Source organism: Streptomyces sp. NPDC002779, from assembly GCF_042888685.1.
Lineage (GTDB): Bacteria > Actinomycetota > Actinomycetes > Streptomycetales > Streptomycetaceae > Streptomyces.
Map to the genome: position 1 here is coordinate 1 of NZ_JBIAQC010000001.1, position 25489 is coordinate 25489.

Sequence of the window (25489 nt, forward strand, 5' to 3'; positions counted from 1 at the left end):
TGTGTGTGGGGGGGGGGGGGGGGTGGGGGGGGGGGGGGGGGCGGGGGGGGCGGCCGGGGGGGCCCCCCCCCCCCCCCCCCCCCCCCCCCCCCCCCCCCCGCTCCGGGTTCACGCGTCAGAGAGCCGACGGTCCGTCAGACCTCCACCACGACAGGGAGGATCATCGGCCTGCGGCGATAGGTGTCGGAGACCCACTTGCCCAGGGTGCGGCGGATCAGCTGCTGGAGCTGGTGGGGCTCGACGACGCCGTCCTGAGCCGACCGCTCCAGCACCTCCGTGATCCTCGGGATGACATCCCCGAAGGCGGAGTCATCGATGCCGGAGCCGCGGGCCTGGATGTGCGGTCCGCCCGTGATCTTGCCGGTGGAGGAGTCCACGACCACGAAGACCGAGATGATGCCCTCGTCGCCGAGGATCTTGCGGTCCTTCAGCGCCGGCTCGCCCACGTCACCGACGGAGAGGCCGTCGACGTAGACGTAACCCGCCTGGACCTTGCCGGAGATCTTGGCCTTGCCCTCGATGAGGTCGACGGCCACGCCGTCCTCGGCGATGACGATCCGGTCGTGCGGGACGCCGGTCATGGCACCCAGCTCGGCGTTGGCGCGCAGGTGGCGCCATTCGCCGTGGACCGGCATCAGGTTCCGCGGACGGCAGATGTTGTAGAAGTACAGGAGCTCACCCGCGGACGCGTGGCCCGAGACGTGCACCTTGGCGTTGCCCTTGTGGACGACGTTGGCTCCCCAGCGGGTCAGGCCGTTGATGACGCGGTAGACAGCGTTCTCGTTGCCGGGGATCAGCGACGACGCCAGGATCACCGTGTCGCCGTCGACGATGCGGATCTGGTGGTCGCGGTTGGCCATGCGGGACAGGGCGGCCATCGGTTCGCCCTGGGAGCCCGTGCAGACCAGCACGATCTCGCTCTCGGGCAGGTCGTCCAGCGTCCTGACGTCCACCACCAGGCCCGGCGGGACCTTCAGATACCCCAGGTCGCGGGCGATACCCATGTTGCGGACCATCGAGCGGCCGACGAAGGCGACCCGGCGGCCGTGTTCGTGAGCGGCGTCCAGGATCTGCTGGATGCGGTGGACGTGGCTGGCGAAGCTCGCCACGATGATCCGCTTGCGGGCCCCGGCGAAGACCTGGCGCAGGACGTTGGAGATCTCGCGCTCCGGCGGAACGAACCCCGGGACCTCGGCGTTCGTCGAGTCACTGAGGAGAAGGTCGATGCCCTCTTCGCTCAGGCGTGCGAACGCGTGCAGGTCGGTGAGCCGGTTGTCCAGCGGGAGCTGGTCCATTTTGAAGTCGCCCGTGTGGACCACCATGCCCGCGGGGGTGCGGATGGCGACGGCCAGGGCGTCGGGGATGGAGTGGTTGACGGCGACGAACTCGCAGTCGAAGGGGCCGATGCGCTCGCGGTTCCCCTCCGCCACCTCGAGGGTGTACGGGCGGATGCGGTGCTCCTGGAGCTTGGCCTCGATGAGCGCGAGGGTCAGCTTGGAGCCGATCAGCGGGATGTCCGGCTTCTCGCGGAGCAGGAAGGGGACGCCGCCGATGTGGTCCTCGTGGCCGTGGGTGAGGACGATGCCCTCGATGTCGTCGAGGCGGTCCCTGATGGATGAGAAGTCCGGCAGGATCAGGTCGATTCCGGGCTGCTCCTCCTCGGGGAAGAGCACTCCGCAGTCGACGATCAGCAGGCGGCCGCCGTATTCGAAGACCGTCATGTTCCGGCCGATTTCACCGAGGCCGCCGAGCGGGGTGACCCGCAGGCCGCCTTCGGGGAGCGGCGGGGGCGGGCTGAGTTCAGGATGCGGATGACTCAAAAGACTCTCCTCAACCACGCGCGCCACGTACCGGTAGGGCACGTGGCGCGCATGACGTTCGTGCAGAAGCAGTTGTCGTTGTGGTGCAGGCACCGGTGGCCTGCTTATTCAGTTGTGAAGTCGGTGCGCGCGGTCGGGCCGCGCGAAGTCTCGTGCTAGAGCTCTACCCCACCCGCGGCAAGATCGATCTTGAGCTGTTCGATCTCCTCGGGCGAGCATTCGACCATCGGGGCGCGCAGCGGTCCGGCGGGCAGGCCCTGGAGGGTGAGCGCGGCCTTGGTGGTCATGACGCCCTGGGTGCGGAACATGCCCGTGTAGACGGGCAGCAGCTTCTGGTGGATCTCGGTCGCCTTCTGGACGTCACCGCTGGTGTACGCGTCGACGAGGGCGCGCAGCTCCGGGGTGACGACATGGCCGACGACGGAGACGAAGCCGACCGCGCCCACGGAGAGGAGCGGCAGGTTCAGCATGTCGTCGCCGGAATACCAGGCGAGGCTGGAGCGGGCGATGGCCCAGCTGGCGCGGCCGAGGTCGCCCTTGGCGTCCTTGTTGGCGACGATCCGGGGGTGCTCGGCGAGCCGGACGAGTGTCTCGGTGCTGATCGGGACGCCGCTGCGGCCGGGGATGTCGTAGAGCATGACCGGCAGCTCGGTGGCGTCGGCGATGGTCCGGAAGTGCCGGTACAGGCCCTCCTGCGGGGGCTTGTTGTAGTACGGCGTGACGATCAGCAGGCCGTGGGCGCCGGTCTTCTCGGCCTGGCGGGCGAGCTCCATGCTGTGGTGGGTGTCGTTGGTGCCGACTCCGGCCACGACGTGGGCACGGTCGCCCACCGCCTCCAGTACGGCTCGTACGAGATCCGCTTTCTCCGCGTCGCTGGTGGTGGGGGACTCGCCTGTGGTGCCGTTGATGATCAGGCCGTCGTTGCCTGCGTCCACCAGGTGCGAGGCGAGCCGCTGCGCGCCGTCGAGGTCGAGTGCGCCGTCCGCCGTGAAGGGCGTGACCATAGCGGTGAGGACCCGCCCGAAGGGGGTCTGCGGAGTGGAGGTCGGAGCCATGGGTTACACGCTACTCGTTGCTCAAAGCGCGGTCTGCCCTAGGGGTGCGGGGAAAGTCCTGACAAAGAAGGAGCCCGGCACTGCCTGCTCGGGGGTTCAAGCAGTGCCGGGTCCGTTTGATCAGGCTAGATGAACTTCGCTAAATGCCGCAATCCGGACACCTCGTGAGGCTGACCCGTACATCTGTGCCCGACCGGGAACTCGGATGCGCTACGGCGCCACACGTCCGTTCGCATTGAAGGCGGCGTAGGTGAGCGGCATGAGCTTGGCCCACTCCGCCTCCATCTTCTCGCCGACCATCTCGATCTCCCGCTGCGGGAAGGACGGGACCTTGGCCAGCTCGTGCTGGGTGCGCAGACCGAGGAAGTGCATCAGCGAGCGGGCGTTGCAGGTGGCGTACATGGAGGAGAACAGGCCCACGGGGAGGACCGCGCGGGCGACCTCGCGGGCGACGCCGGCGGCGAGCATCTCCTGGTACGCCTCGTACGACCGGCGGTAGGAGTCCTCCATCGAGCGGCCGACCAGTTCCTGCTGGGCCTGGGTGCCCTCCACGAAGACGTACTTGCCCGGGCGGCCCTCCTGAACGAGCTTGCGGGACTCGGCGGGGACGTAGAAGACCGGCTGGAGCTCCCGGTACCGGCCTGATTCCTCGTTGTAGGACCAGCCGACGCGGTGCCGCATGAACTCGCGGAAGACGAAGATCGGGGCGCTGATGAAGAAGGTCATCGAGTTGTGCTCGAAGGGGCTGCCGTGCCGGTCCCGCATCAGGTAGTTGATGAGGCCCTTGGAGCGCTCGGGGTCCTTCTTCAGCTCGTCCAGGGACTGCTCGCCGGCGGTGGAGACGCGGGCGGCCCACAGCACGTCGGAGTCGGCCGCGCTGTGCTTGACCAGCTCGACGGTGACGTCGCTGCGGTAGCTGGGCTTGAGGTCGTCGGCGGGGGTGTCGGTCACGACGTGGAGGGTCCTTCCATCACTTCACTCGGGCGGCGCCCACTCTACTCAGCGGCGAGGCGCGAGGTTTTTCCCGGTTGACCGGCACTTCTCCCGGTACCCGCTCGTCTGTGTTGGTGACAGTGATTCGTTCGGCTCCCGTGAGGAGCAGGATCTCCGATGTTCCGTCGGCGCGAGCCCGTACGGCGCTGGTTCCTCGGGCCCACCATCGTGTCCGCGCCGGCGGGCTCGCTCGTCCTCGGGATGCCGGCGCTCTCCGCCGACCAGCCGTCGCAGCAGACGCAGCAGACGCAGGCGTCCGACGGGCGCTGAGGCCGGTATCGACCCATCCGGACCCCCAAGGGTGGTGAGCCGGGACACAGGTCGATAGCCTCACCGGGCACAGCCCAGCATGGATTGAGTGAGGACCAGCCGTGCCCCTGCCCTTCCTGACGGCCGACCGAGCCTTCGAAACAGCCGACGATGTCGCGCTGCCCTTCGACGACCGTGACCGCTGGCGACGCCCCTACCGCCCGGGCCCCTGGCGGGTGGGCGCGGCCGCGGTTGTACTGCTGCTCGCCTCCTACGTGCTGTTCGCGGCGGTGATCATCGCGCTGACCGGCACACCGGCCGAGGCCGGCGTGGTCTTCGGCATCGCCGTGGCCGCGATCGCCGTCGCGCTGCGGCTGCTGCGCATGGGCGTGTGGGTGAGTGCCCAAGGGCTGCGCCATGTCGGGTTCTTCGTCACGCGTACGACGCCCTGGGAACAAGTCGTCGCGGTGCGCACGGTGCAGCGGCCGGTGCGCTGGCTCGGGCTTCCGCGCACTCTGCAGGGGCAGGCCCTGGTCCTCGTACGCGCCGACCGGGCCGCGGACGATCTGCCGCCGCTGCTGACCACGCACAACGCGGACTTCCTGGCGCGGCCGGAGGCGTTCGACCGGGCCGCGGACACGATCGAGGCCTGGGGCGCGGAAGCGCGCCGCTAGGGGCGCCGTGACAATCTGCGGGGCGGTGGGGGCTGATCGCGCAGTTCCCCGCGCCCCTTCGGGACGCTCCTCCGGGCGATCGTTCGTCCGGGCCGCGGACACCATCCAAGCCTGGGGTCCGGAGGCACTCCGCGGGTCGTGGGGGCTCGTCGCGCAGTTCCCCGCGCCCCTTCGGGGCGCTGCCCGGCGCGGCCGGACGCGAACGATCCCGTCGCGGACACCATCGAAGCGTGGGGCGTGCTTCAGCGGGCTGTTTCGCGGAGCGCGATGGCTCGCTGCATCGCCTTTCTTGCGCGGGGGGTGTCGCGGGCGTCGTGGTAGGCGATGGCGAGGCGGAACCAGCTGCGCCAGTCGTCCGGGGCGTCCTCCGTCTCGGCCTTGCGGCGGGCGAAGACCTCGTCGGCCGAGTCACGGTCGATGCGCCCGCTGGGGGTGCGCTTCAGCTCGTCGACGGGCAGGCCGCCCTCGGCGTCGAGTTCGGCGGCGAGCTTATTGGCCTTGCGGACGAACTCGGTGTTCTTCCACAGGAACCACAGGCCGATCAGCGGCAGGATCAGCACCGCGACACCGAAGGCGACGGTGAGCAGGGTGCCGGCCTGGATGAGCATCAGGCCCCGGCTGCCGACCAGGACGAAGTAGACGACCAGGACGGCGGCCGTGACGGCGTAGGAGATCTTCGCGCGCATCAGTCGGTCAGCCCAGGTCCAGGAAGTTTTCCAGGCCGACGGTGAGGCCGGGGGTGGCCACCACGCGGCGGGCGCCGAGCAGGATGCCCGGCATGAAGCTGCTGTGGTGCAGGGAGTCATGGCGGACGGTGAGGGTCTCGCCCTCGCCGCCCAGCAGGACCTCCTGGTGGGCCAGCAGGCCCCGCAGCCGGATCGCGTGGACCGGGATCCCGTCCACGCTGGCGCCGCGCGCACCGTCCAGGGCGGTGGTCGTGGCGTCCGGTGCGGGGGCCGAGCCGGCCTTGGCGCGGGCCTCGGCGATGAGCTGGGCGGTGCGGGTGGCGGTGCCGCTGGGCGCGTCCACCTTCTTGGGGTGGTGCAGCTCGACGACCTCGACCGACTCGAACCAGGGTGCGGCGATCTGCGCGAACTTCATGGTCAGGACGGCCCCGATGGAGAAGTTGGGCGCGATGAGCACGCCCGTCTCCGGGGACTCGGCCAGCCAGCCCTTCAGCTGCGCGAGGCGCTCGTCGGTCCAGCCCGTCGTACCGACGACCGCGTGGATGCCGTGGCGCACGCAGTAGTCGAGGTTGTCCATCACCGAGTCCGGCGTGGTCAGTTCGACGGCGACCTGGGCGCCGGTCCCGGCCAGGGTGTCCAGGGTGTCGCCCCGGCCCAGGGCGGCGACCAGCTCCATGTCGTCGGCCGCCTCGACGGCCCGGACCGCCTCGGAACCGATCCGGCCCTTGGCACCGAGGACCGCCACTCGCAGCTTGCTCATCTTCTTGCTTCCTTCGGGAGAGGCTTACGCGACCGCTTCGTGCAGACGGGACGCCTGTTTGTCCTTCAGCGGGCCGATGACCGACAGGGAGGGCCGCTGTCCCAGGATGTCCCGGGCCACCGAGCGGACGTCGTCCGGGGTGACCGACGCTATCCGGGCCAGCATGTCGTCCACGGACATCTGGTCGCCCCAGCACAGCTCGCTCTTGCCGATACGGTTCATCAGCGCGCCCGTGTCCTCCAGGCCGAGGACGGTGGAGCCCCGGAGCTGGCCGATGGCGCGGCCGATCTCGTCGTCGGACAGCCCGTGCTCGGCGACCTGGTCGAGTTCGTCGCGGCAGATCTTCAGCACGTCGTGCACCTGCGAGGGCCGGCAGCCGGCGTAGACGCCGAACAGGCCGCAGTCGGCGAAGCCGGATGTGTACGAGTACACGCTGTACGCCAGGCCGCGCTTCTCCCGGACCTCCTGGAAGAGCCGGGACGACATCCCGCCGCCCAGGGCCGTGTTCAGCACGCCCAGGGCCCAGCGGCGCTCGTCGGTGCGGGCGAGGCCCGGCATGCCGAGGACGACGTGCGCCTGCTCGGTCTTGCGGCCGATCAGCTCGACGCGGCCCGCCGTGCGCAGCGCGCGCCTCCCGCCGCGCGGGGCGATCGGCGTGGCGTCGAGGTTCGTCAGGGCGCCGGCCTTCTCGAAGGCGGCCCGGACCTGCCGTACGACCTTGTTGTGGTCGATGTTGCCCGCGGCGGCCACGACCAGGTGGGTCGGGTCGTAGTGCTTCTTGTAGAAGCGGCGGATGCGGTCGGCGGTGAGGGCGTTGACCGTGTCGACCGTGCCGAGGACCGGGCGGCCGAGGGGGTTGTCGCCGAACATCGTGTGCGCGAACAGGTCGTGCACGCAGTCGCCCGGGTCGTCCTCGGTCATCGCGATCTCCTCGAGGATCGCGCCGCGCTCGACGTTGACGTCCTCCTCCAGGATCAGCGAGCCCGTGAGCATGTCGCAGACGACGTCGATGGCGAGCGGCAGGTCGGTGTCGAGGACACGCGCGTAGTAGCACGTGTACTCCTTCGCCGTGAACGCGTTCATCTCGCCGCCGACGGCGTCGAGGGCGGAGGAGATGTCCAGGGCCGAACGGCGCCGGGTGCCCTTGAAGAGCAGGTGCTCCAGGTAGTGCGTGGCGCCGTTCAGGGCCGGGGTCTCGTCGCGGGAGCCGACGTGCGCCCAGATACCGAAGGTCGCGGAGCGGACCGAGGGCAGGGTCTCGGTGACGATGCGCAGGCCGCCCGGGAGGGTGGTCTTACGGACCGTGCCGATGCCGTTCTCGCCCTTGATGAGCGTTTGGGTACGGGCGACGGCCCGCGCCTCCGTGGAGGTGCGGGCCGTCGTCCTGGAGGTGCTCGACGTCACTGGTCGGTGTCGTCCTTCGTGTCCTCGGAAGCCTCTTCGCCCTCGATCACCGGGATGAGGGAGAGCTTGCCGCGCGAGTCGATCTCGGCGATCTCGACCTGGACCTTGGCGCCCACGCCGAGCACGTCCTCGACGTTCTCCACGCGCTTGCCGCCGGCGAGCTTGCGGATCTGCGAGATGTGCAGCAGACCGTCCTTGCCCGGGAGCAGCGAGACGAACGCGCCGAAGGTGGTCGTCTTCACGACCGTGCCCAGGTAGCGCTCGCCGACCTCCGGCATGGTCGGGTTGGCGATCGAGTTGATCGTGGCGCGGGCGGCCTCGGCCTGCGAGCCGACCTGGGCACCGATGTAGATGGTGCCGTCGTCCTCGATCGTGATCTCGGCGCCGGTGTCCTCCTGGATCTGGTTGATCATCTTGCCCTTGGGGCCGATGACCTCACCGATCTTGTCCACGGGGATCTTCACGGTGATGATCCGCGGGGCGTTCGGGGACATCTCGTCCGGCGTGTCGATCGCTTCCATCATCACGTCGAGGATGTGGAGGCGGGCGTCGCGGGCCTGCTTGAGGGCCGCGGCCAGGACGGAGGCCGGGATGCCGTCCAGCTTGGTGTCGAGCTGGAGGGCGGTCACGAACTCCTTGGTGCCGGCGACCTTGAAGTCCATGTCGCCGAAGGCGTCCTCCGCACCGAGGATGTCGGTGAGGGTGACGTAGTGCGTCTCGCCCTCGATCTCCTGGGAGATCAGGCCCATGGCGATACCGGCGACGGGGGCCTTCAGCGGCACACCGGCGTTCAGCAGCGACATGGTGGAGGCGCAGACCGAGCCCATGGACGTCGAGCCGTTGGAGCTCAGCGCCTCGGAGACCTGGCGGATCGCGTAGGGGAACTCCTCGCGCGTCGGCAGGACCGGCACGAGGGCGCGCTCGGCGAGGGCGCCGTGGCCGATCTCGCGGCGCTTCGGGGAGCCGACGCGGCCGGTCTCGCCGGTGGAGTACGGCGGGAAGTTGTAGTTGTGCATGTAGCGCTTGCGGGTCACCGGGGAGAGGGTGTCCAGCTGCTGCTCCATGCGGAGCATGTTGAGGGTGGTGACGCCCAGGATCTGGGTCTCGCCACGCTCGAAGACCGCGGAGCCGTGCACGCGCGGGATGGCCTCGACCTCGGCGGCCAGGGTGCGGATGTCGGTGACACCGCGGCCGTCCATGCGCTTCTTCTCCTTGATGACGCGCTCACGGACCAGGGTCTTGGTCAGCGAGCGGTACGCGGCGGAGATCTCCTTCTCGCGGCCCTCGAACTCCGGCAGGAGCTTCTCGGCGGCGAGCGCCTTGACGCGGTCCAGCTCGGCCTCGCGCTCCTGCTTGCCGGCGATGGTCAGCGCGGAGGCGAGCTCCGGCTTGACGGCGGCGGTGAGCGCCTCGAGGACGTCGTCCTGGTAGTCCAGGAAGACCGGGAACTCGCCGGTCGGCTTGGCGGCCTTGGCGGCGAGGTCGGCCTGGGCCCTGCAGAGCACCTTGATGAAGGGCTTCGCGGCGTCCAGACCGGCGGCGACGACCTCCTCGGTCGGCGCCTCGGCGCCGCCCTCGACCAGCTTGATGGTCTTCTCGGTGGCCTCGGCCTCGACCATCATGATCGCGACGTCGCCGTCCTCCAGGGTGCGGCCCGCGACGACCATGTCGAAGACGGCGTCCTCGAGCTCGGTGTGCGTCGGGAACGCCACCCACTGGCCGCGGATCAGCGCGACGCGGACGCCGCCGATCGGGCCGGAGAAGGGCAGACCGGCCAGCTGCGTGGACGCGGAGGCAGCGTTGATCGCCACGACGTCGTACAGGTGGTCGGGGTTGAGCGCCATGATCGTGGCGACGACCTGGATCTCGTTGCGCAGGCCCTTCTTGAAGGACGGGCGCAGCGGGCGGTCGATCAGCCGGCAGGTGAGGATGGCGTCCTCGGAGGGACGGCCCTCGCGGCGGAAGAAGCTGCCGGGGATCTTGCCGGCGGCGTACATCCGCTCCTCGACGTCCACCGTCAGCGGGAAGAAGTCGAGCTGGTCCTTGGGGTTCTTGGAGGCGGTGGTGGCCGACAGCACCATGGTGTCGTCGTCCAGGTACGCCACGGCGGAACCGGCGGCCTGCTTGGCCAGGCGGCCCGTCTCGAAGCGGATGGTGCGGGTGCCGAAGGCGCCATTGTCGATGACGGCCTCGGCGTAGTGGGTCTCGTTCTCCACTAGCAATTTCTCCATTACTTTTCGTCTTTTGTCCCGATCCGCCCGTGTGGCGGGGGGACGGGGGCGGAGAAGCGCTCTGCGGGCCGGTCTTCGATCGAAGCACCCGGGTTCGCATTGCCCGGGGGCCACTACCGAGGACCGGCGGCGGCGAGGTGCACTTCTCCTCGTGCCACTGCGTTGTGCTACCACACTACAAAGCGGGTGTGATACTCCGCACGTTTCCGTGTCTACGGCTCCGTACGTACGGCAAAGGGAGCGGCCCCCGATCGTTTCGGGAACCGCTCCCTTCACGGCGTCTTACTTGGCGCCCGCCGCACCGCGGCGGATGCCGAGGCGGTCGACCAGCGCACGGAAGCGCTGGATGTCCTTCTTCGCCAGGTACTGGAGAAGGCGGCGACGCTGACCGACCAGGATCAGCAGACCACGACGGGAGTGGTGGTCGTGCTTGTGGGTCTTGAGGTGCTCGGTCAGGTCCGAGATCCGGCGCGAGAGCATGGCGACCTGGACCTCGGGGGAGCCGGTGTCGCCCTCCTTCTGACCGAACTCGCTGATGATCTGCTTCTTCGTAGCGGCGTCGAGCGGCACGCGTACTCCTCGTAGTCTCTGAGTGGCCACCGAGTGCCCCCGGTCTATGTCTCGGGGGAGCTTCCGTTACTCGGGAGGCGGGGATCCGCTGGGCGCGGCCTCCAGAGCGAGCGCTCCGGGGGTGCGTACACAAACGGCCGTCACTCAGGGTACCAGCCAGAGGTGGGCGCCCTTGCATCGGTTCCGGAACCGCCCTGATCGCGAGGAATGGACCACTAGGGTGAGCGCGCCGATCAAGCGTACGTCGTAAGGACCCGTACGCCGGAAGTCTGGAAGGGGTCGCTGGGCATGGCGGAGACGGAAGCGGAGATCAAGGCGCGCAAGGAGCGGGAGCGCGACGAGCTGTACGCCCTCGACATCTCGGGCGTGGAGTGGCAGAGCGCGCCGGGCACGGAGGCACACGAGGAGCGGGTGGAGATCGCGCAGCTGCCCGGCGGGGCGGTGGCGATGCGGTCGTCGCTGGAGCCGGAGACGGTGCTGCGCTATACGGAGGCCGAGTGGCGGGCGTTCGTGCTGGGCGCGCGGGACGGGGAGTTCGACCTGGAGCCGGCGCCGGGGAGCGGCGGTTCTGAGGGGGAGTGATCGACGGGCGGCCGTCGGGTCGACGGGCGGTTCCCAGGCGGTCGTGGGGGTGCGGGTTCGTGGCTCCCCGCGGCCGCCAATTCTCCTGTGCGGCGGGGTGGTTGCGCGGGTGTGCGGCGGGGTGGTTGCGCGGGGTGGCTTGGTCGCTTGCTTCGCTTTCGTTCCGGATTGTTCATAGGTGTCGTCCGGTTTGTTCACCAATAGGACGGCTGTGTACGGCACTTCGGGGCAGGCTGTGACGCAGTGGGCGGCTGCTCGGGGGTGGACGGGCCTGCCGGGGTGATGCCCGTGGTGATTAGGCTGGGACCGGGCGCGACGCCAGAACCCGTGGACCGGGCGTCGGTGGCCCAGGGGGAGAGCCGACCGAAACGGACGACCTCGAACGACTTCGGACGACGAGCAAGGGTCGCCCCGGCACGGCATGGGGGTGCTCGACCACACCAGGAGGAACTGTGAGCAGCGATCGGGACGGGATCCGCGGGGGCTGGGCCACACCCGGCGATGACCAGCCCGACGCGGAGTCGGCGAACGAGGTCACGGGTGAGTTCACCATCGACTATGCGCCGCCTGCCTGGTACACGCAGAACGCGAGTGGCTCCGCCGGGGCGGGGCGGGACGAGAGCGGGTCGGGGGCGTCGGGTGCCTCTGGCTCTACGGGGTCCTCTGGTTCGGCATCGGACTCTTCGGCGGCGGGTGAAGGTGGTCCTGCCGGTGAAGGTGGTTCCGCTGCTCGGCCGACCTTCACGCCCTCTCCCACCGCGCTGCCTTCCTCGCTCCCGGGGCTGACGCCGCCCGTTCCGCAGGGGACGCCTGCTCCGGGGGCGCCTTTCACTCCGCCCGCTCCTGCGGTGCGGCCCGCGCCCGGGGCGCCTTTCACTCCGCCGCTGCCTGCGGCTGGGGGGCCGGTCGCGGTGCCCAAGCTGCCGGTGGGGAGTGGTTTCGAACCGCAGGGGACGCCGCCCGCGGATCCGCCCGCGGGGGATGCGGCATCTCCTACGGCCGTGCCGAGCATCCCCGTCGGGGGGTTCCAGTCGCAGTGGAGCACGCCTGCTTCCGCGCCTTCCGAGGCTTCTTCCACGGCTCCGGCCGCCGAGGAGTCCGACTCAGGGAACGGTGACCTGGAGAGCGGCGCCACGATGCGGTTCTCCGCGGTGGCGCTGCAGCGGGAGATCGAGGAGCGCGCGGCGGAGGCCGGGGCGGGGCTGCCGTCGGAGGACGAGGACGGTGTCTCCGGGGAGCAGGAGCCGGAGGTAGAGCCCGAGGACGCCTCGGGCGACTCCGGTGTCGTCCCGACCGAAACGGACGCGGTGGCGGCCGAGCCGGAGGACGCGGAACTGGTGGACGCGGAACTGGTGGACGCGGAGGTGGAGAGCACCGAGCACCGGACCGCGGAACTGGCGGACACGGAGCCGGACGGCTCGGGCGCCGAGCTGTCCGAGCCGGAGCCGACTGACTCCGTCCCGGAGGACGTCGTAACCGATGAGGCTGAGCCTTCGGACGAGGCAGAGGCCGAGCCGGGGAACGTCGTACCGGCTGACGCCGAACCGGAAGACGCGGCACGGGCCTACACGGAACCGAAGGAAGAGGCCGCAGAGCCCGACGCCGAACCCCAGGACGCCGTACCCGCCGACGCGGAACCGCAGGAGGCCGTACCCGCCGACGCGGAACCGCAGGAGGCCGTACCCGCCGACGCGCAGCCGCAGGACGCCGTACCCGCCGACGCCGAGCCGCAGGACGCCGTACCCGCGGCTGCCGCCTGGACTCCTCCGCCGACACCGCCGGTCGGGGTGCCGCCGCTGCCGCCGTCGTACCAGCCCGCGGCTCCGCCGTCGGCGCCGCAGTGGCCCGTACAGCAGCAGGAGCCGGTGGCTCCCGCGGAGCCGCAGCAGCAGCCTCCGTTCCAGCCGCAGGCCCCGCAGCCCGCGCCCGCGGCCTGGGCCCAGCCGACGCCCCCGCCCCCCGGCGCCCCCGCACCGCAGGGCGGCTACGGCTTCCCGCACCCCGGCACTCCGGCAGCCCCCGCGCAGGAACCCACGGCCCCGCAGCCCGGCACGCCCACCGCGCCCGCGCAACAGCCGCCCGCCGCCCCGGCGCCCAACCCCCAGGGCGCCTCAGGCTTCCCGCACCCCGGCGCCCCCACCGCACCGGCGCAGGAACTCAGGGCCCCGCACCCCACCGACTCCCCGGCACCCGCGCCCCAGGACGGCTACAGCTCCCCTCAGCCCGGCGCTCAGCCCTCCACCCCCAGCCCGCAAGGCGGCTACGGCTTCCCGCAGGCCAGCGCCCCCACCGCGCCCGTACCGGAATCCACCGACACCTCCGCCCCGACACCTCAGGGCGCCTACGGCTTCCCGCACCCCGGCACCCCTGCAGCCCCCGCACAGCCGATGGCCGACGCCCCCAACCCCGCGTCCGCCCCGCAGAGCGGCTACGGCTCCCCCCAGCCCGGCACCCCCACCCCGCAAGGCGGATACGGCTCCCCCCAGCCCGGCACTCCGGCTACGCCCGCGCAGCAGCCGCCCGCCGCCCCGGTGCCCAACCCCCAGGGCGGCTACGGCTTCCCGCACCCCGGCGCCACGGCGGCCCCGTACGCACACCCCGGCGCCCCCGCGGCCGCGCACGCACAGCCGGGCCAGCTTCCGCAGCAGCCCTCCCCCGCCGCTCCCAACTCCCCCGCGCAGCCCGGCGGTTACGGCTTCCCCCAGCCGCCCGCCCAGTCGGGACCGGTACCGGGCCAGGACCCCGCCCAACCCGCCGTACCCCCGCAGGGCCAGCCCGGCATGCCGCCGCACGGCCAGCCGCACCCCCAGCCTGAGCAGCCCGCCGCGCACGCCCAGCCTCAGCAGTCCGGCGTCCCGGCGGCTGCACACGCCCAGCCCGGCACCCCCGCGGCCCCGTACGCACACCCCGGCGCCCCCGCGGCCGCGCACGCACAGCCGGGCCAGCCTCCGCAGCAGCCCTCCCCCGCCGCTCCCAACTCCCCCGCGCAGCCCGGCGGTTACGGCTTCCCCCAGCCGCCCGCCCAGCCGGGACCGGTACCGGGCCAGGACCCCGCCCAACCCGCCGTACCCCCGCAGGGCCAGCCCGGCATGCCGCCGCACGGCCAGCCGCAAGCTCAACCCGCCGTACCGGCGCAGGACCACCCCCAGGCCCAACCCGCCGCACCCCAGCAGGGCCAGCCGGGCGTACCCACACACGGCCACCCCCAGGCCCAGCCCGCCGTACCCCCGTACAGCCAGCCGCAGGGCCAGCCCGGCATGCCGCCGCACAGCCAGCCGCAGGGTCCGCCGCAGCAGCCCGTCGACCCCCGGGCCGGGGCCGTCTGGCCTCAGCCGATGCGGCATGATCAGCGGCAGCCGACCAACCCCGGGGCCGCGCCGCTCGGTTACACCGCTGCCGTGGAGCTGTCGTCCGACCGGCTGCTCAACAACAAGAAGCAGAAGGCGAAGAGCGGGCGGCCCGCCGCGGGCGGTGGGCGGTTCAAGATCGGTGGGAAGAAGGAGGAGGCCGAGCGGCAGCGCAAGCTCGAGCTCATCCGTACGCCCGTGCTGTCCTGCTACCGGATCGCCGTCATCAGCCTCAAGGGCGGCGTCGGGAAGACCACGACCACCACCGCCCTCGGCTCCACCCTCGCCACCGAGCGCCAGGACAAGATCCTCGCCATCGACGCCAACCCGGACGCCGGCACCCTCGGCCGCCGGGTGCGCCGGGAGACCGGGGCCACCATCCGTGACCTCGTGCAGGCGATCCCGTACCTCAACTCGTACATGGACATCCGCCGGTTCACCTCCCAGGCGCCGTCCGGGCTCGAGATCATCGCCAACGACGTCGACCCGGCCGTCTCCACGACGTTCAACGACGAGGACTACCGGCGCGCGATCGACGTACTGGGCAAGCAGTACCCGATCATCCTCACCGACTCCGGCACCGGTCTGCTCTACAGCGCCATGCGCGGTGTGCTGGACCTCGCCGACCAGCTCATCATCATCTCGACGCCGTCCGTGGACGGGGCGAGCAGCGCCAGTACGACGCTGGACTGGCTGTCGGCGCACGGCTACGCCGATCTCGTCTCGCGGTCCCTCACCGTCATCTCCGGCGTCCGCGACACCGGGAAGATGATCAAGGTCGACGACATCGTCAGCCACTTCGAGACCCGCTGCCGGGGCGTCATCGTCGTGCCCTTCGACGAGCACCTCGCCGCCGGTGCCGAGGTCGACCTCGACATGATGCGGCCCAAGGTGCGGGAGGCGTACTTCAACCTCGCCTCGATGGTCGCCGAGGACTTCGTCCGCCACCAGCAGGCCCACGGCCTGTGGACCAGCGACGGCAACCCGCCCCCGGTGGCGGCCCCGCCGCTGCCCGGCCAGCCCATCCCCGGCCAGCCTTACGGCCACGGCCAGCCCGGTCACCCCGGACACCCCGGACAGCCGACACACGCGCAGCCCGCCCCCGGACAACCCGCACCCGGCCAGCCGTACGCCCCCGGCCAGCCCTACGGCCACGGCCCCGGCCCCGGCCACCCCGGTCAGCCGCCGGCGCAGCAGCCCGGGCAGCCGCCCTACCCCTACCCCCAGCAGCCCCCGCAGTAGGCAGTGGCGGCACACGAAAGGGCGGCCGGTGCCCGCGAGGCACCGGCCGCCCTTCGGCGTCGCAGCGGCGACTAACCCCTCGCCTGCGCCGCCGCCTCCGCCGCTGCCGTCAGATCGCGGCTGATCTTGATGTCCTCCATCATTCGCTCGATCAGCGCGTCGAGCGAGTCGAACTTCACCTGGCCGCGCACGAAGCCGAGGAAGTCGACGGCGACATGCAGGCCGTACAGATCGAGGCCGACCCGGTCGATGACATGCGCCTCGACCGTGCGTGCGGTGCCGTCGAAGGTCGGGTTCGTGCCGACGGAGATCGCCGACGGCATCACCTCGCCCTGGGCGTGCAGCCAGCCGGCGTAGACACCGTCCGCGGGGATCGCGGTGTGCGGGAGGGTCTCGACGTTCGCCGTCGGGACACCCAGCTCGCGTCCGCGCTGCGCGCCGCGCACGACGATGCCCTCGACCCGGTGCGGGCGGCCCAGGATCTCGGCGGCGCCCTCGACATCGCCCTCCAGGACCAGCCGCCGGGTCAGGGTCGAGGAGAACGGCTGACCGCCGCCCGCCTCACCGGACACGTACAGGTCGACGATCTCGACGTCGAAGTCGTACGTCTTGCCCAGCTCGGCCAGATACACGACATCGCCCGCCGCGCGGTGGCCGAAGCGGAAGTTGGGGCCCTCGACGACGGCCTTGGCGCGCAGCTTGTCGATGAGGACCTTCACGATGAAGTCCGCCGGGGAGAGGTTGGAGAACTCCGCGGTGAACGGCAGCACCAGCACCGCGTCCACGCCCAGTTCCGCCATGAGTTCGGCCCGCCGGTGGTGCGGGGCGAGCAGGGGCGGGTGGGTGCCCGGCCGCAGCACCTCCTTGGGGTGCGGGTCGAAGGTGACGACCACGGCGGGCAGGCCCAGTTCGCGGGCGCGTTCCACGGTGTGCCGGATGATCAGCTGGTGTCCGCGGTGGACACCGTCGTAGGACCCGATGGTGACGACGCTGCGCCCCCAGTCCTGGGGGATGTCCTCCAAGCCACGCCAGCGCTGCACTGTGACCGCTCCTTGTCGAACCCGTGTCCGTCACTGCCTTCTACGCAGGTCTAAGGGTGCCATGCCGCGTGCCCCCGCCCCGCATCGGCATGGAGGCTGTGACGGTTAGCACGTGCCGGGGGGCCGAAGTCATGCGGGGACCCGGACACCCGCCAGGTTCTCGATCATCCGCCGGGTGCTGGGGCCCACCACGGCCGCCCAGTCCTGGGGCGCGTCGGTGAGCCAGCCGGCCACCCGGGCGGCGAAGCCGGGGACATGGCGGCCCAGGTCGACGAGACCGCGATCGAAGCGGGCCGCCCCCTCGGGGGTGCGGACGAGCAGCAGTCCGGTGCGGTGCACGAGGTCGCGCAGTCCCTCGCCGTCCTGCTGGGCGGCCGCGTGCAGGACGGCGTCCAGGACGCCGGGGTCGTGTTCGTGGGCGAGCAGGATTTCCAGGAGTTCCTGGCGCAGCGGGCGGGAGGCGGGGCTCCCGGGGGCCGCGAGGACTCCGGCGAGGGCGGCCCGCAGCTGTTCGGACCCGCCGTCCAGCAACCCGGTGACCAGCGGGAACAGTACGGCTCGGGCGGCCGGACCGTGCTCCAGACGGCGGTCCATGCAGGCGGCGACGTCCCCGGCACGCTCCGGGCGCCGCTCCACCGCCTCCCGCAGGAGCGCGGCGACCCGGCGGGCCAGCGCCGGGGTGGTGACGTCGGCGAGGGTGCGCAGTGCCGGTCCCGCGTCCGGTCGGCGCAGCCGCTCCCGGAAGGCGTCGAGGACCGGCTCGGGGTGGGTGATCAGGGCACCGGCCAGCGCGCTCGGCGGGACCTGCGGGTCACCGGACGCGAAGTGGCGCAGGGCGAGCGGGAGATGGCGGGCGCGGGTGTGCGGGTCGTGCACGAGCAGGGCGAGCGCGCCGCCGTGCAGGGTGCACTCGTCGGGGCGGGCGAGCAGGGCGAGGGCGGCGTAGCGCAGGAGTTCGCGGTCGGCGCTGGTCCGGACGTGCGGGGCAGCGCGCAGTCCGTACGCCACCGCCGCCACCCTGCGCGCGGGCCGCTCGTCGCGCACCCACCGGTCCACGGCCCGGCAGAGCGCGGAGGGTTCCTCCTCCGCGAGCACGGCCAGCAGTTCGTCGGCCCGCTGGTGGCCGGCCTCGACCAGCGTCTCGATCAGATCGTCCGGTGCGCCGTGCCGATGCGTGTGCAGCAGCGCCTGCGCGGCCCTCGCGACGGTCGCGTGCGGGGTCGCGGGCAGCGGACGGTCGTCGTGGAACCAGCGGGTGAGGTGCGGCTGTACGGCGGGGGCGTCGGCGGCCAGGAGCCGGGCCACGGCGTCGAGGTAACGGGGGCCGGCTTTCGAGTCGGCCAGGACCAGGTGCCGGAGCAGGTCCAGCCGCGTGTCGTGCGGCAGGGGCAGCGCGATCCAGAAGTCCGGGCCGAACTCGGCGGGCACCGGCTGCTGTTGCTGCCGCCAGGTCACGATCCGGTCGGTGAGGGTGCGCAGGACGTCCGTGTAGGGCCGGGCGTCGGGTACGCGCAGCAGGGCCTGGGCGAGGAGGCGGGCGGACCACCAGGACTGCGGGTCAGCGTCCAGGGCGTGCGTCAACTCCTGCATTCGTAGGGCGAGTTGGAGGGGCGTGTGATGGCGGGCGAGGAGCAGCAGGGCCTCGACCACCGGGCCGATGCGGTGGTGCGGGACGGGGAGGGGGTGGGGTCCGGCGGTGCGGTGGCGGTGGATCAGGGCGCGCAGGGCCTCGTCCAGGTCGAGGTGGGTGCCCTGGATCCAGTCGGCGAACTCCTCGTGGGCGAAGCGGTAGCCCTGGCCGGCGGGGACGAGGAGCCCTTCGGTGAGTACGGCGGAGGCCCAGCCGGTGCCGCCGCCGAGCCGTGCCGGTGCGGGGCCCCAGGGGAAGACCGCCTCGAAGGTCTCCCGGTCGAGTCCGCCCTGGCCGGGGCCGAGGCTGCGGCGGGCGGCCTCGTGGACCTGGCCGGCGACCTTGGCGGCGAGGCGTTTCACCGCGGTGCCGCGCAGGCCGTTCTCCGCGGCGAGGCGCACGGCGATGCGCAGGCACATCAGGTCCAGGTGGGCCGCGAAGACGTCGTCCCGGTCGACCCGGGTGAGCGGGGCGTCGGGGAGGGCGGCGCGGACCTCGGCGAGCAGGCGGAGGGTGAGGGGGTGGCGGGCGTCCCGGGGGGCGAGGGTGCCGTCGGGGATGCCGTGGCGGGTGCGGGCCTGGTGGGCTTCGGCAGGGGTCAGGTCGGTGAGCCGTACGCACGGGGGCAGGCGCCGGCGGATCTCACCCGTGCGCCCGTCGTGGAGCATTCCGGCCGGGAACTGCGTCCCCGCTCCCTCCCAGTACTCCTCCCGGCACGCCACCACCAGCCGGGCGCCGGTCCGGGTCAGCCACTGTGCCGTGCCCGCGGTCCATTCGGGCAGGCGGTGGGAGAGCAGCGGGGGCATCTCCTCGGGGCTGTCCAGCAGGAGCAGGAGGGGGCGGGCGGTGGTGCGGGCCAGATGCTCGGGGGTCAGGTCGCCCAGTTCCCCCGGTGCGAGGCCGCGGGACGCCGCGACGATGCGGGCGGCCCTGGTCAGCGCCCTGCTCGCCGCGTCCGCCACCGAGGTGTCGTCGGCCTTCAGGTCGGCGCCGCGCAGCCACAGGGTGGGGGCCGGTTCCGGTCCCCGGTGGCGGCGGCCGGCCAGGGCCGCCAGTTCGGTCGTACGGCCGCTGCCCGGTGGGCCCACGAGGGCCAGCACCGAGGCTCCCGCGCGGGCGGTGAAGTCGTCGAACTGCCGTGTCACCGAGGGCCGTTGCACCGGTTCCGCGTCCCCGGACGGACCGTCCTGGCCCACCGAGGTCGCCGTCAGTTCCAGGACGCCCGCCGGGTTCAGGTCGACGCCGTAGGCAGGGACGGTGGTCGCGTTCTCGGTGAGCAGGTCGGCCAGCGGGCCGGGCGGGGGCGGCCGGAGGGGGATGGCGAAGCCCGAGTCCCGGTCGCCGCGCTTCAGAGCCGTGCCCAGGACGGCGAGCACCGTGCCGGTCTCCGCGTCCAGCACCGGTCCCCCGGCCGCCCCTCCGCCCAGCCGCAGCGCGTCCCGGCCGGCGGTGCCGATGGCCAGCTCCAGAGCATGGTCGAGGTGGTGGACACGGTCCGTCGCCGTGTACGTCACCGGGGTGGCGCCCAGTACCCGTGCCTCGCGCCAGCAGCCGGTCGCGATCCGGACGTACCGGCCGGGCTCGGCACCGTGCCGCACCGACACGGGCAGCGGCCGGGCGCCGAGGCCCTCGGTGCGGATCAGGGCCAGGTCCAGGGCGGGGAGTGCGGTCACCGCGGCGGCCGGCACGACACAGGTGCGCTCCTCGCCCGCGCGCAGGACCAGGCGCGGCAGGCCGTCGACGGCCTCATGGCTGGTGATCACCGTGCCGTGGTGGTCGGCCACGAAACCCAGGCCCCGAGGGCGGCCGGCGAGATCGTGGATCCGCACCAGAGCGTCCTCGTGAGCCCCACCGGACTCCTGGGGAATCCGCGGGCCGGCTGCCGCCATGGTCCCACCTCCCCGCCGTACCGAAGTGCCTGTTCTCGACGGTAGGCCGGGGATGATCAGCGGCACAGATCGCGCGGCGAACGCGCCCCCTTGCACTCCCTCGGTTCACTCCGAGCGCCTGCCCGGAAGGGTGAACAGACCGGGGCGGCTGGATACACCCTAGGGGTGGGGGAACCGAGGGGGACCGTGGAGCGGCGGGCAGTGAAAGACCCCGTGCGCGCCGCTCCGCGGGCGGGGCCGGGGCCTCAGCCGAAGACGGCCAGGCTCTTCGCCTTGCCCTTGTGCTCCTCGACCAGCGCCAGGAAGCGGCCCTCGGCGTCGAAGACCGCGACCGCGCCCCGGCCCGCGTACTCCTCGGGCATCTCCAGCCGGACGCCGTTGGTGAGCAGCCGCGCCCGCCTGGTGTCCACGTCCCAGCGCGGGAACGCGGCCGTGGCGGCCTCGGCCAGCGGCAGTACGGTCAGCTCCTGCTGGAGCTGGTCCAGGGTCCTCGCCCCGTCCAGCTTGTACGGGCCCACCCGCGTCCGGCGCAGCGCCGTGAGGTGGCCGCCGACGCCCAGACCGGCACCGAGGTCCCGGGCGAGCGCCCGGATGTAGGTGCCGGAGGAGCAGACGACCGACACCACCAGGTCCAGGACGGGGGTGCCGTCCTCGGCGACGGCGTCCCGGATGTCGTGGACCCCGAAGGAGGAGACGGTGACCGGACGGGCCGGGATCTCGAACTCCTCGCCCTCGCGCGCCCGCTTGTAGGAGCGCACGCCGTTGATCTTGATGGCGCTGACCTTGGACGGCACCTGCATGATGTCGCCGGTCAGCTTGGCGATCCCGGCGTCGACGGCGTCCCGGGTGACCTTCGAGGCGTCCTGCGACCCCGTGATCGCGCCCTCGGCGTCGTCGGTCAGGGTGGTCTGGCCGAGCCGGATCGTGCCCAGGTACTCCTTCTCGGTCAGCGCGAGGTGGCCGAGGAGCTTGGTGGCCTTCTCGACGCCGAGGACGAGCACGCCCGTCGCCATGGGGTCGAGGGTGCCGGCGTGGCCGACGCGGCGGGTCCTGGCGATCCCGCGCATCTTGGCGACCACGTCGTGCGAGGTGAAGCCCGACGGCTTGTCGACGATGACAAGCCCGTCGGGCGTCCGGTTCTGCTGGGTCATTCGGCGGTGTCGTCCTCGTCCTCGTCCTCGCCCGGCTTCTTGTACGGGTCCGCCTCACCGGCGTAGGCGGCGCCGGCCGAGACCTCGCGCACCTTCTCGTCGGACTGGCGGGCCCGGTCGAGGAGGTCCTCGATGGTCCGGGCGGTGTCGGGCAGCGCGTCCGCCACGAAGGTGAGCGTCGGGGTGAACTTCACGCCCGCCGCCGCACCGACCGCGCTGCGGAGCACGCCCTTGGCGCTCTCCAGTCCGGCGGCCGCCGCGGCCCGCTCCTCGTCGTCCCCGTACACCGTGTAGAAGACGGTCGCCTCCCGCAGGTCACCCGTGACCCGGGTGTCCGTGATGGTGACGTGCGAGCCGAGCCGCGGGTCCTTGATCCCGCGCTGCAGCTTCTGGGCCACCACCTCCCGGATGAGGTCCGCCAGCCTTTTCGCCCGCGCGTTGTCGGCCACTGGTCCGTCTCCTTAAGTGTTTCTCTTCTTGCATCAGTCTTCGTCGCTGTGGAGCCTGCGTCGAACCGAGAGCAGTTCCACCTCGGGCCGTCCGGCGACCAGCCGCTCGCAGCGGTCCAGGACGTCGGAGAGGTGTCCGGTGTCCCCGGATACCATCGCGAGCCCGATCTCGGCCCGGCGATGAAGGTCCTGGTTGCCCGTCTCGGCCGCGCTCACCGCGTACTTGCGCTGGAGTTCGGCCACGATCGGACGGACGAGTGAGCGTTTCTCCTTCAGCGAGCGAACGTCGCCGAGAAGCAGGTCGAAGGAGAGAGTCCCCACATACATGTGCGATCCGGATGTCCCGCCGGTTCGGGGTACGGGCGCCACGCATCGACGCCGATACGGGAACCGTACACGCAACGGCCGGGGCCGATCGACGGAAATAACTTCCGCCGACCGGCCCCGGTCGCGTGTCAGGTCACGCGCGCGGCTTCTCGCGCATCTCGTACGTCGCGATGACGTCGTCGACCTTGATGTCGTTGAAGTTGCCGAGGTTGATACCGCCCTCGAACCCTTCGCGGATCTCGGTGACATCGTCCTTGAAGCGACGCAGACCCTCGATGTTGAGGCTCTCCGCGACCACCTTGCCGTCGCGGATGAGGCGCGCCTTGGTGTTGCGCTTGACCTCGCCCGAGCGGATGAGGACACCGGCGATGTTGCCCAGCTTGGACGACTTGAAGACCTCGCGGATCTCCGCCGTACCGAGCTCGACCTCTTCGTACTCCGGCTTGAGCATGCCCTTGAGGGCCGCCTCGATCTCCTCGATCGCCTGGTAGATGACCGAGTAGTAGCGGACGTCCACGCCCTCGCGCTCGGCCATCTGCGCCGCGCGGCCGGCCGCACGGACGTTGAAGCCGATCACGATGGCGTCCGAGCCCATCGCCAGGTCGATGTCCGACTCCGTGACCGCACCGACGCCGCGGTGCAGGACGCGGATGTCGACCTCTTCGCCGACGTCCAGCTGGAGCAGCGAGGACTCCAGCGCCTCGACGGAACCAGAAGCGTCACCCTTGATGATGAGGTTGAGCTGCTGGATCTCGCCGGCCTTGAGCACCTTGTCCAGGTCCTCGAGGGAGACGCGGCGCGTGCGCTTGGCGAACGCGGCGTTGCGCTCACGGGCGGCGCGCTTCTCGGCGATCTGACGGGCCGTACGGTCCTCGTCCACCACCAGGAAGTTGTCGCCCGCACCCGGGACGTTGGTCAGGCCCAGGACCTGGACCGGCGTCGACGGGCCGGCCTCGGCCACGCTGTTGCCGTTGTCGTCGTGCATCGCCCGGACTCGGCCGTACGCGTCGCCGACCACCATGGTGTCGCCGACCCGCAGCGTGCCGCGCTGGACGAGGACCGTCGACACGGCACCGCGGCCGCGGTCGAGACGGGACTCGATCGAGATGCCCTGCGCGTCCTGGTGCGGGTTGGCCCGCAGGTCGAGCGAGGCATCGGCGGTGAGGATCACGGCCTCCAGCAGGGAGTCGATGTTCAGACCCTGCTTGGCGGAGATGTCGACGAACATGGTGTCGCCGCCGTACTCCTCGGCCACCAGCCCGTACTCGGTGAGCTGACCGCGGACCTTGGTCGGGTCGGCGCCCTCGACGTCGATCTTGTTGACCGCGACCACGATCGGCACCTCGGCCGCCTTGGCGTGGTTGAGCGCCTCGACCGTCTGCGGCATGACGCCGTCGTTGGCCGCGACGACGAGGATCGCGATGTCCGTCGACCGGGCACCACGGGCACGCATGGCGGTGAACGCCTCGTGACCCGGGGTGTCGATGAAGGTGATCTTGCGCTCTTCGTCGTTGACCTCGGTCGCGACCTGGTAGGCACCGATGTGCTGGGTGATGCCGCCGGCCTCGCCCGCGATGACGTTCGTCTTGCGGATGGCGTCGAGCAGTCGGGTCTTTCCGTGGTCGACGTGACCCATGACGGTGACGACCGGCGGGCGGACCACCAGGTCCTCCTCGTCGCCCTCGTCCTCGCCGAACTCGATGTCGAAGGACTCGAGCAGCTCGCGGTCCTCCTCCTCCGGGCTGACGATCTGAACCGTGTAGTTCATTTCGTCGGCGAGGAGCTGGAGCGTCTCGTCGGAGACGGACTGCGTGGCGGTGACCATCTCGCCGAGGTTCATCATGACCGCGACGAGCGACGCCGGGTTGGCGTTGATCTTCTCCGCGAAGTCGGTGAGCGAGGCACCGCGCGACAGGCGAACGGTCTCGCCGTTGCCGCGAGGCAGCATCACACCGCCGACCGACGGGGCCTGCATGGCCTCGTACTCCTGGCGCCTCTGCCGCTTCGACTTGCGACCGCGACGCGCGGGACCGCCGGGACGACCGAAGGCGCCCTGCGTGCCACCACGGCCACCGGGACCACCGGGACGACCACCGAAGCCGGGACGACCGCCGCCACCGCCACCGGGACCACCCGGACGGCCGGCGAAGCCGCCGCCACCGCCACCGGGACCACCGGGACGACCGGCGAAGCCGCCGCCACCGCCACCGGGACCAGCCGGACGACCGGCGAAGCCGCCACCGCCACCGGGACGACCGCCGCCACCGCCACCGGGACGACCGCCGCCACCGGGACCGCGGCCACCGGGGCCACCGCCACCGGGACGCGGGCCCGCGGCGGGACGCTGCGGCATCATGCCGGGGTTAGGACGGGGACCGCCGCCGGGACGCGGGGCGCCGCCCTGCGGACGGGGCATGCCGCCCGGGGTGGGACGCGCGCCGCCCGGACCCTGCGGACGGGGACCGCCGGCAGCACCCTGGGGACGAGGACCGCCCTGGCCCTGACCCTGCGGACGCGGAGCGCCGCCGGGAGCGCCGGGGCCACCCTGGCCGCCGGGACGCGGGGCACCGCCCGGACGGGGCGCCTGGGGGCGCGCCATGCCGGTGGAGCCACCGGAGGTGAAGGGGTTGTTGCCCGGACGGGGACCGGCCGGACGGGCACCGGGACGCGGGGCCTGACCACCCGGGCGCGGGGCGCCGGGACGGTCGCCACGGTCACCGCGGCCCTGGCCGGGACCGGCCGGACGGGAGCCCGGACGCGGGGCCTGGCCGGCCGGACGCGGAGCGCCCGGACGCGGGCCGGAGCCCTGACCCTGGCTCGGGGCCTGACCCGAAGCCTGGCTCGGAGCCTGGCTGCCCTGGGAGGCGGCCGGCGCGGCGGGAGCCGACGGCGGTGCCGTGAACTCGGGCGTGGTCGGAGCCGGGGACGCCGGCGCCGGACGCGGCGCGGGCTTCGGGCCCGGACGGGGGCCGGGAGCGGCCGGCGCGGCGGGAGCCGCGGGCTGCTCGGCGGCGGCCGGCTTGGGGGCCGGCGGGCGCGGGGCAGCCGGACGGGCGGCCTGCGCGGGAGAGGGGGCTGCCGGCCTGGCCGGTGCAGCCTTGCGTGCGGGGGCGGACTTGCCGCCGCCGCTGCCCTGCTGGAGGGCGTCAGTCAGCTTGCGTACGACGGGCGCCTCGATCGTCGAGGAAGCCGAACGAACAAATTCACCGAGTTCTTGGAGCTTGGCCATGACGACCTTGCTCTCCACTCCGAACTCCTTGGCGAGTTCGTATACCCGGACCTTAGCCACTTCGCTCCTTTTAGGTCCGGGTTGCGGCCGGACCGTCGCTACTTCATGGGCGTACTCATCGCGTGCTCATCGAGTGCTCATCGCAATCTCGACCTACTTCC

At 72.0% G+C, this 25489-nt stretch carries 18 protein-coding genes and 1 pseudogene; 5 read left to right on the forward strand and 14 right to left on the reverse strand.

Going from position 1 to position 25489, the window contains the following annotated elements; all coding sequences use genetic code 11:
- Positions 1-134: 134 nt before the first annotated feature.
- The 3 genes from ACFYW5_RS00005 to thyX form a co-directional block, all read right to left on the reverse strand.
- A complete protein-coding gene (locus ACFYW5_RS00005; protein WP_389414660.1) occupies positions 135-1820 on the reverse strand; it encodes a ribonuclease J in 1686 nt (561 codons plus the stop codon).
- A gap of 155 nt (positions 1821-1975) precedes the next feature.
- Positions 1976-2875 carry a 4-hydroxy-tetrahydrodipicolinate synthase gene (gene dapA / locus ACFYW5_RS00010; protein ID WP_389414661.1) on the reverse strand — a complete coding sequence of 300 codons (900 nt, stop codon included), beginning with the start codon at positions 2873-2875 and terminating at the stop codon, positions 1976-1978.
- 210 nt (positions 2876-3085) lie between these two features.
- Complete coding sequence (gene thyX / locus ACFYW5_RS00015; RefSeq protein ID WP_389414662.1) at positions 3086-3826, reverse strand: FAD-dependent thymidylate synthase; 741 nt, start codon at positions 3824-3826, stop codon at positions 3086-3088.
- A 159-nt stretch (positions 3827-3985) separates the two neighbouring features.
- On the opposite strand from thyX, the gene ACFYW5_RS00020 reads away from it, so the two are divergent.
- Together ACFYW5_RS00020 and ACFYW5_RS00025 are read left to right on the forward strand one after the other, a co-directional pair.
- Positions 3986-4138, forward strand: coding sequence for a hypothetical protein (locus tag ACFYW5_RS00020; RefSeq protein ID WP_389414663.1), 153 nt, complete (start codon positions 3986-3988; stop codon positions 4136-4138).
- A gap of 101 nt (positions 4139-4239) precedes the next feature.
- Positions 4240-4791, forward strand: coding sequence for a PH domain-containing protein (locus tag ACFYW5_RS00025; protein ID WP_389414664.1), 552 nt, complete (start codon positions 4240-4242; stop codon positions 4789-4791).
- 242 nt (positions 4792-5033) lie between these two features.
- Here the strand turns inward: ACFYW5_RS00025 and ACFYW5_RS00030 are convergent, their stop codons facing one another.
- From ACFYW5_RS00030 to rpsO, 5 genes are all read right to left on the reverse strand, one after another.
- Positions 5034-5477, reverse strand: coding sequence for a hypothetical protein (locus tag ACFYW5_RS00030; protein WP_389414665.1), 444 nt, complete (start codon positions 5475-5477; stop codon positions 5034-5036).
- A 7-nt stretch (positions 5478-5484) separates the two neighbouring features.
- Positions 5485-6237 (reverse strand): 4-hydroxy-tetrahydrodipicolinate reductase, encoded by a 753-nt coding sequence (gene dapB / locus ACFYW5_RS00035; protein WP_389414666.1) that lies wholly within the window; start codon positions 6235-6237, stop codon positions 5485-5487.
- A gap of 24 nt (positions 6238-6261) precedes the next feature.
- Positions 6262-7641 (reverse strand): M16 family metallopeptidase, encoded by a 1380-nt coding sequence (locus tag ACFYW5_RS00040; protein WP_389414667.1) that lies wholly within the window; start codon positions 7639-7641, stop codon positions 6262-6264.
- Positions 7638-9857 (reverse strand): polyribonucleotide nucleotidyltransferase, encoded by a 2220-nt coding sequence (locus ACFYW5_RS00045; RefSeq protein ID WP_389414668.1) that lies wholly within the window; start codon positions 9855-9857, stop codon positions 7638-7640. Before ACFYW5_RS00045 ends, ACFYW5_RS00040 begins: the two co-directional genes overlap by 4 nt.
- A 297-nt stretch (positions 9858-10154) precedes the next feature.
- Positions 10155-10442, reverse strand: a complete 288-nt coding sequence (gene rpsO / locus ACFYW5_RS00050; protein WP_015657483.1) for a 30S ribosomal protein S15 — start codon at positions 10440-10442, stop codon at positions 10155-10157.
- A 288-nt stretch (positions 10443-10730) separates the two neighbouring features.
- Here rpsO and ACFYW5_RS00055 point away from each other — a divergent pair, with 288 nt between their 5' ends.
- The 3 genes and pseudogenes from ACFYW5_RS00055 (at position 10731) to ACFYW5_RS00065 (ending at position 15613) form a co-directional block, all read left to right on the forward strand.
- Complete coding sequence (locus ACFYW5_RS00055; protein ID WP_389414669.1) at positions 10731-11024, forward strand: DUF397 domain-containing protein; 294 nt, start codon at positions 10731-10733, stop codon at positions 11022-11024.
- Positions 11025-11476: 452 nt separating this feature from the next.
- Positions 11477-11605: pseudogene (locus ACFYW5_RS00060) on the forward strand (SCO5717 family growth-regulating ATPase); the annotation flags it as partial.
- A gap of 420 nt (positions 11606-12025) precedes the next feature.
- A complete protein-coding gene (locus tag ACFYW5_RS00065; protein WP_389415601.1) occupies positions 12026-15613 on the forward strand; it encodes an AAA family ATPase in 3588 nt (1195 codons plus the stop codon).
- Between the two features lie 71 nt (positions 15614-15684).
- Here ACFYW5_RS00065 and ACFYW5_RS00070 read toward each other — a convergent pair whose 3' ends face one another.
- From ACFYW5_RS00070 to infB, 6 genes are all read right to left on the reverse strand, one after another.
- Entirely contained in the window at positions 15685-16653 is a 969-nt protein-coding gene (locus tag ACFYW5_RS00070; RefSeq protein ID WP_389414670.1) for a bifunctional riboflavin kinase/FAD synthetase, read from the reverse strand.
- 129 nt (positions 16654-16782) lie between these two features.
- On the reverse strand, positions 16783-20172 hold the full coding sequence (locus ACFYW5_RS00075; protein WP_389414671.1) for a trypsin-like peptidase domain-containing protein: 3390 nt from the start codon (positions 20170-20172) through the stop codon (positions 16783-16785).
- Between the two features lie 245 nt (positions 20173-20417).
- A complete protein-coding gene (gene truB, locus ACFYW5_RS00080) occupies positions 20418-21323 on the reverse strand; it encodes a tRNA pseudouridine(55) synthase TruB (protein ID WP_389414672.1) in 906 nt (301 codons plus the stop codon).
- Complete coding sequence (gene rbfA / locus ACFYW5_RS00085; protein ID WP_389414673.1) at positions 21320-21772, reverse strand: 30S ribosome-binding factor RbfA; 453 nt, start codon at positions 21770-21772, stop codon at positions 21320-21322. Before rbfA ends, truB begins: the two co-directional genes overlap by 4 nt.
- A 33-nt stretch (positions 21773-21805) precedes the next feature.
- On the reverse strand, positions 21806-22099 hold the full coding sequence (locus tag ACFYW5_RS00090) for a DUF503 domain-containing protein (RefSeq protein WP_250074448.1): 294 nt from the start codon (positions 22097-22099) through the stop codon (positions 21806-21808).
- Between the two features lie 133 nt (positions 22100-22232).
- Positions 22233-25388: a translation initiation factor IF-2 gene (gene infB / locus ACFYW5_RS00095; RefSeq protein WP_389414674.1), complete on the reverse strand. Its 3156-nt coding sequence runs from the start codon at positions 25386-25388 to the stop codon at positions 22233-22235.
- Positions 25389-25489: the final 101 nt, after the last annotated feature.

Bases quoted from the DNA above. Each gene is read 5' to 3' on its own strand.
- dapA (WP_389414661.1), bottom strand. From the start codon at position 2,875: ATGGCTCCGACCTCCACTCCGCAGACCCCCTTCGGGCGGGTCCTCACC.
- ACFYW5_RS00020 (WP_389414663.1), top strand. From the start codon at position 3,986: ATGTTCCGTCGGCGCGAGCCCGTACGGCGCTGGTTCCTCGGGCCCACC.
- ACFYW5_RS00030 (WP_389414665.1), bottom strand. From the start codon at position 5,477: ATGCGCGCGAAGATCTCCTACGCCGTCACGGCCGCCGTCCTGGTCGTC.
- dapB (WP_389414666.1), bottom strand. From the start codon at position 6,237: ATGAGCAAGCTGCGAGTGGCGGTCCTCGGTGCCAAGGGCCGGATCGGT.
- ACFYW5_RS00055 (WP_389414669.1), top strand. From the start codon at position 10,731: ATGGCGGAGACGGAAGCGGAGATCAAGGCGCGCAAGGAGCGGGAGCGC.
- ACFYW5_RS00075 (WP_389414671.1), bottom strand. From the start codon at position 20,172: ATGGCGGCAGCCGGCCCGCGGATTCCCCAGGAGTCCGGTGGGGCTCAC.
- truB (WP_389414672.1), bottom strand. From the start codon at position 21,323: ATGACCCAGCAGAACCGGACGCCCGACGGGCTTGTCATCGTCGACAAG.
- ACFYW5_RS00090 (WP_250074448.1), bottom strand. From the start codon at position 22,099: ATGTATGTGGGGACTCTCTCCTTCGACCTGCTTCTCGGCGACGTTCGC.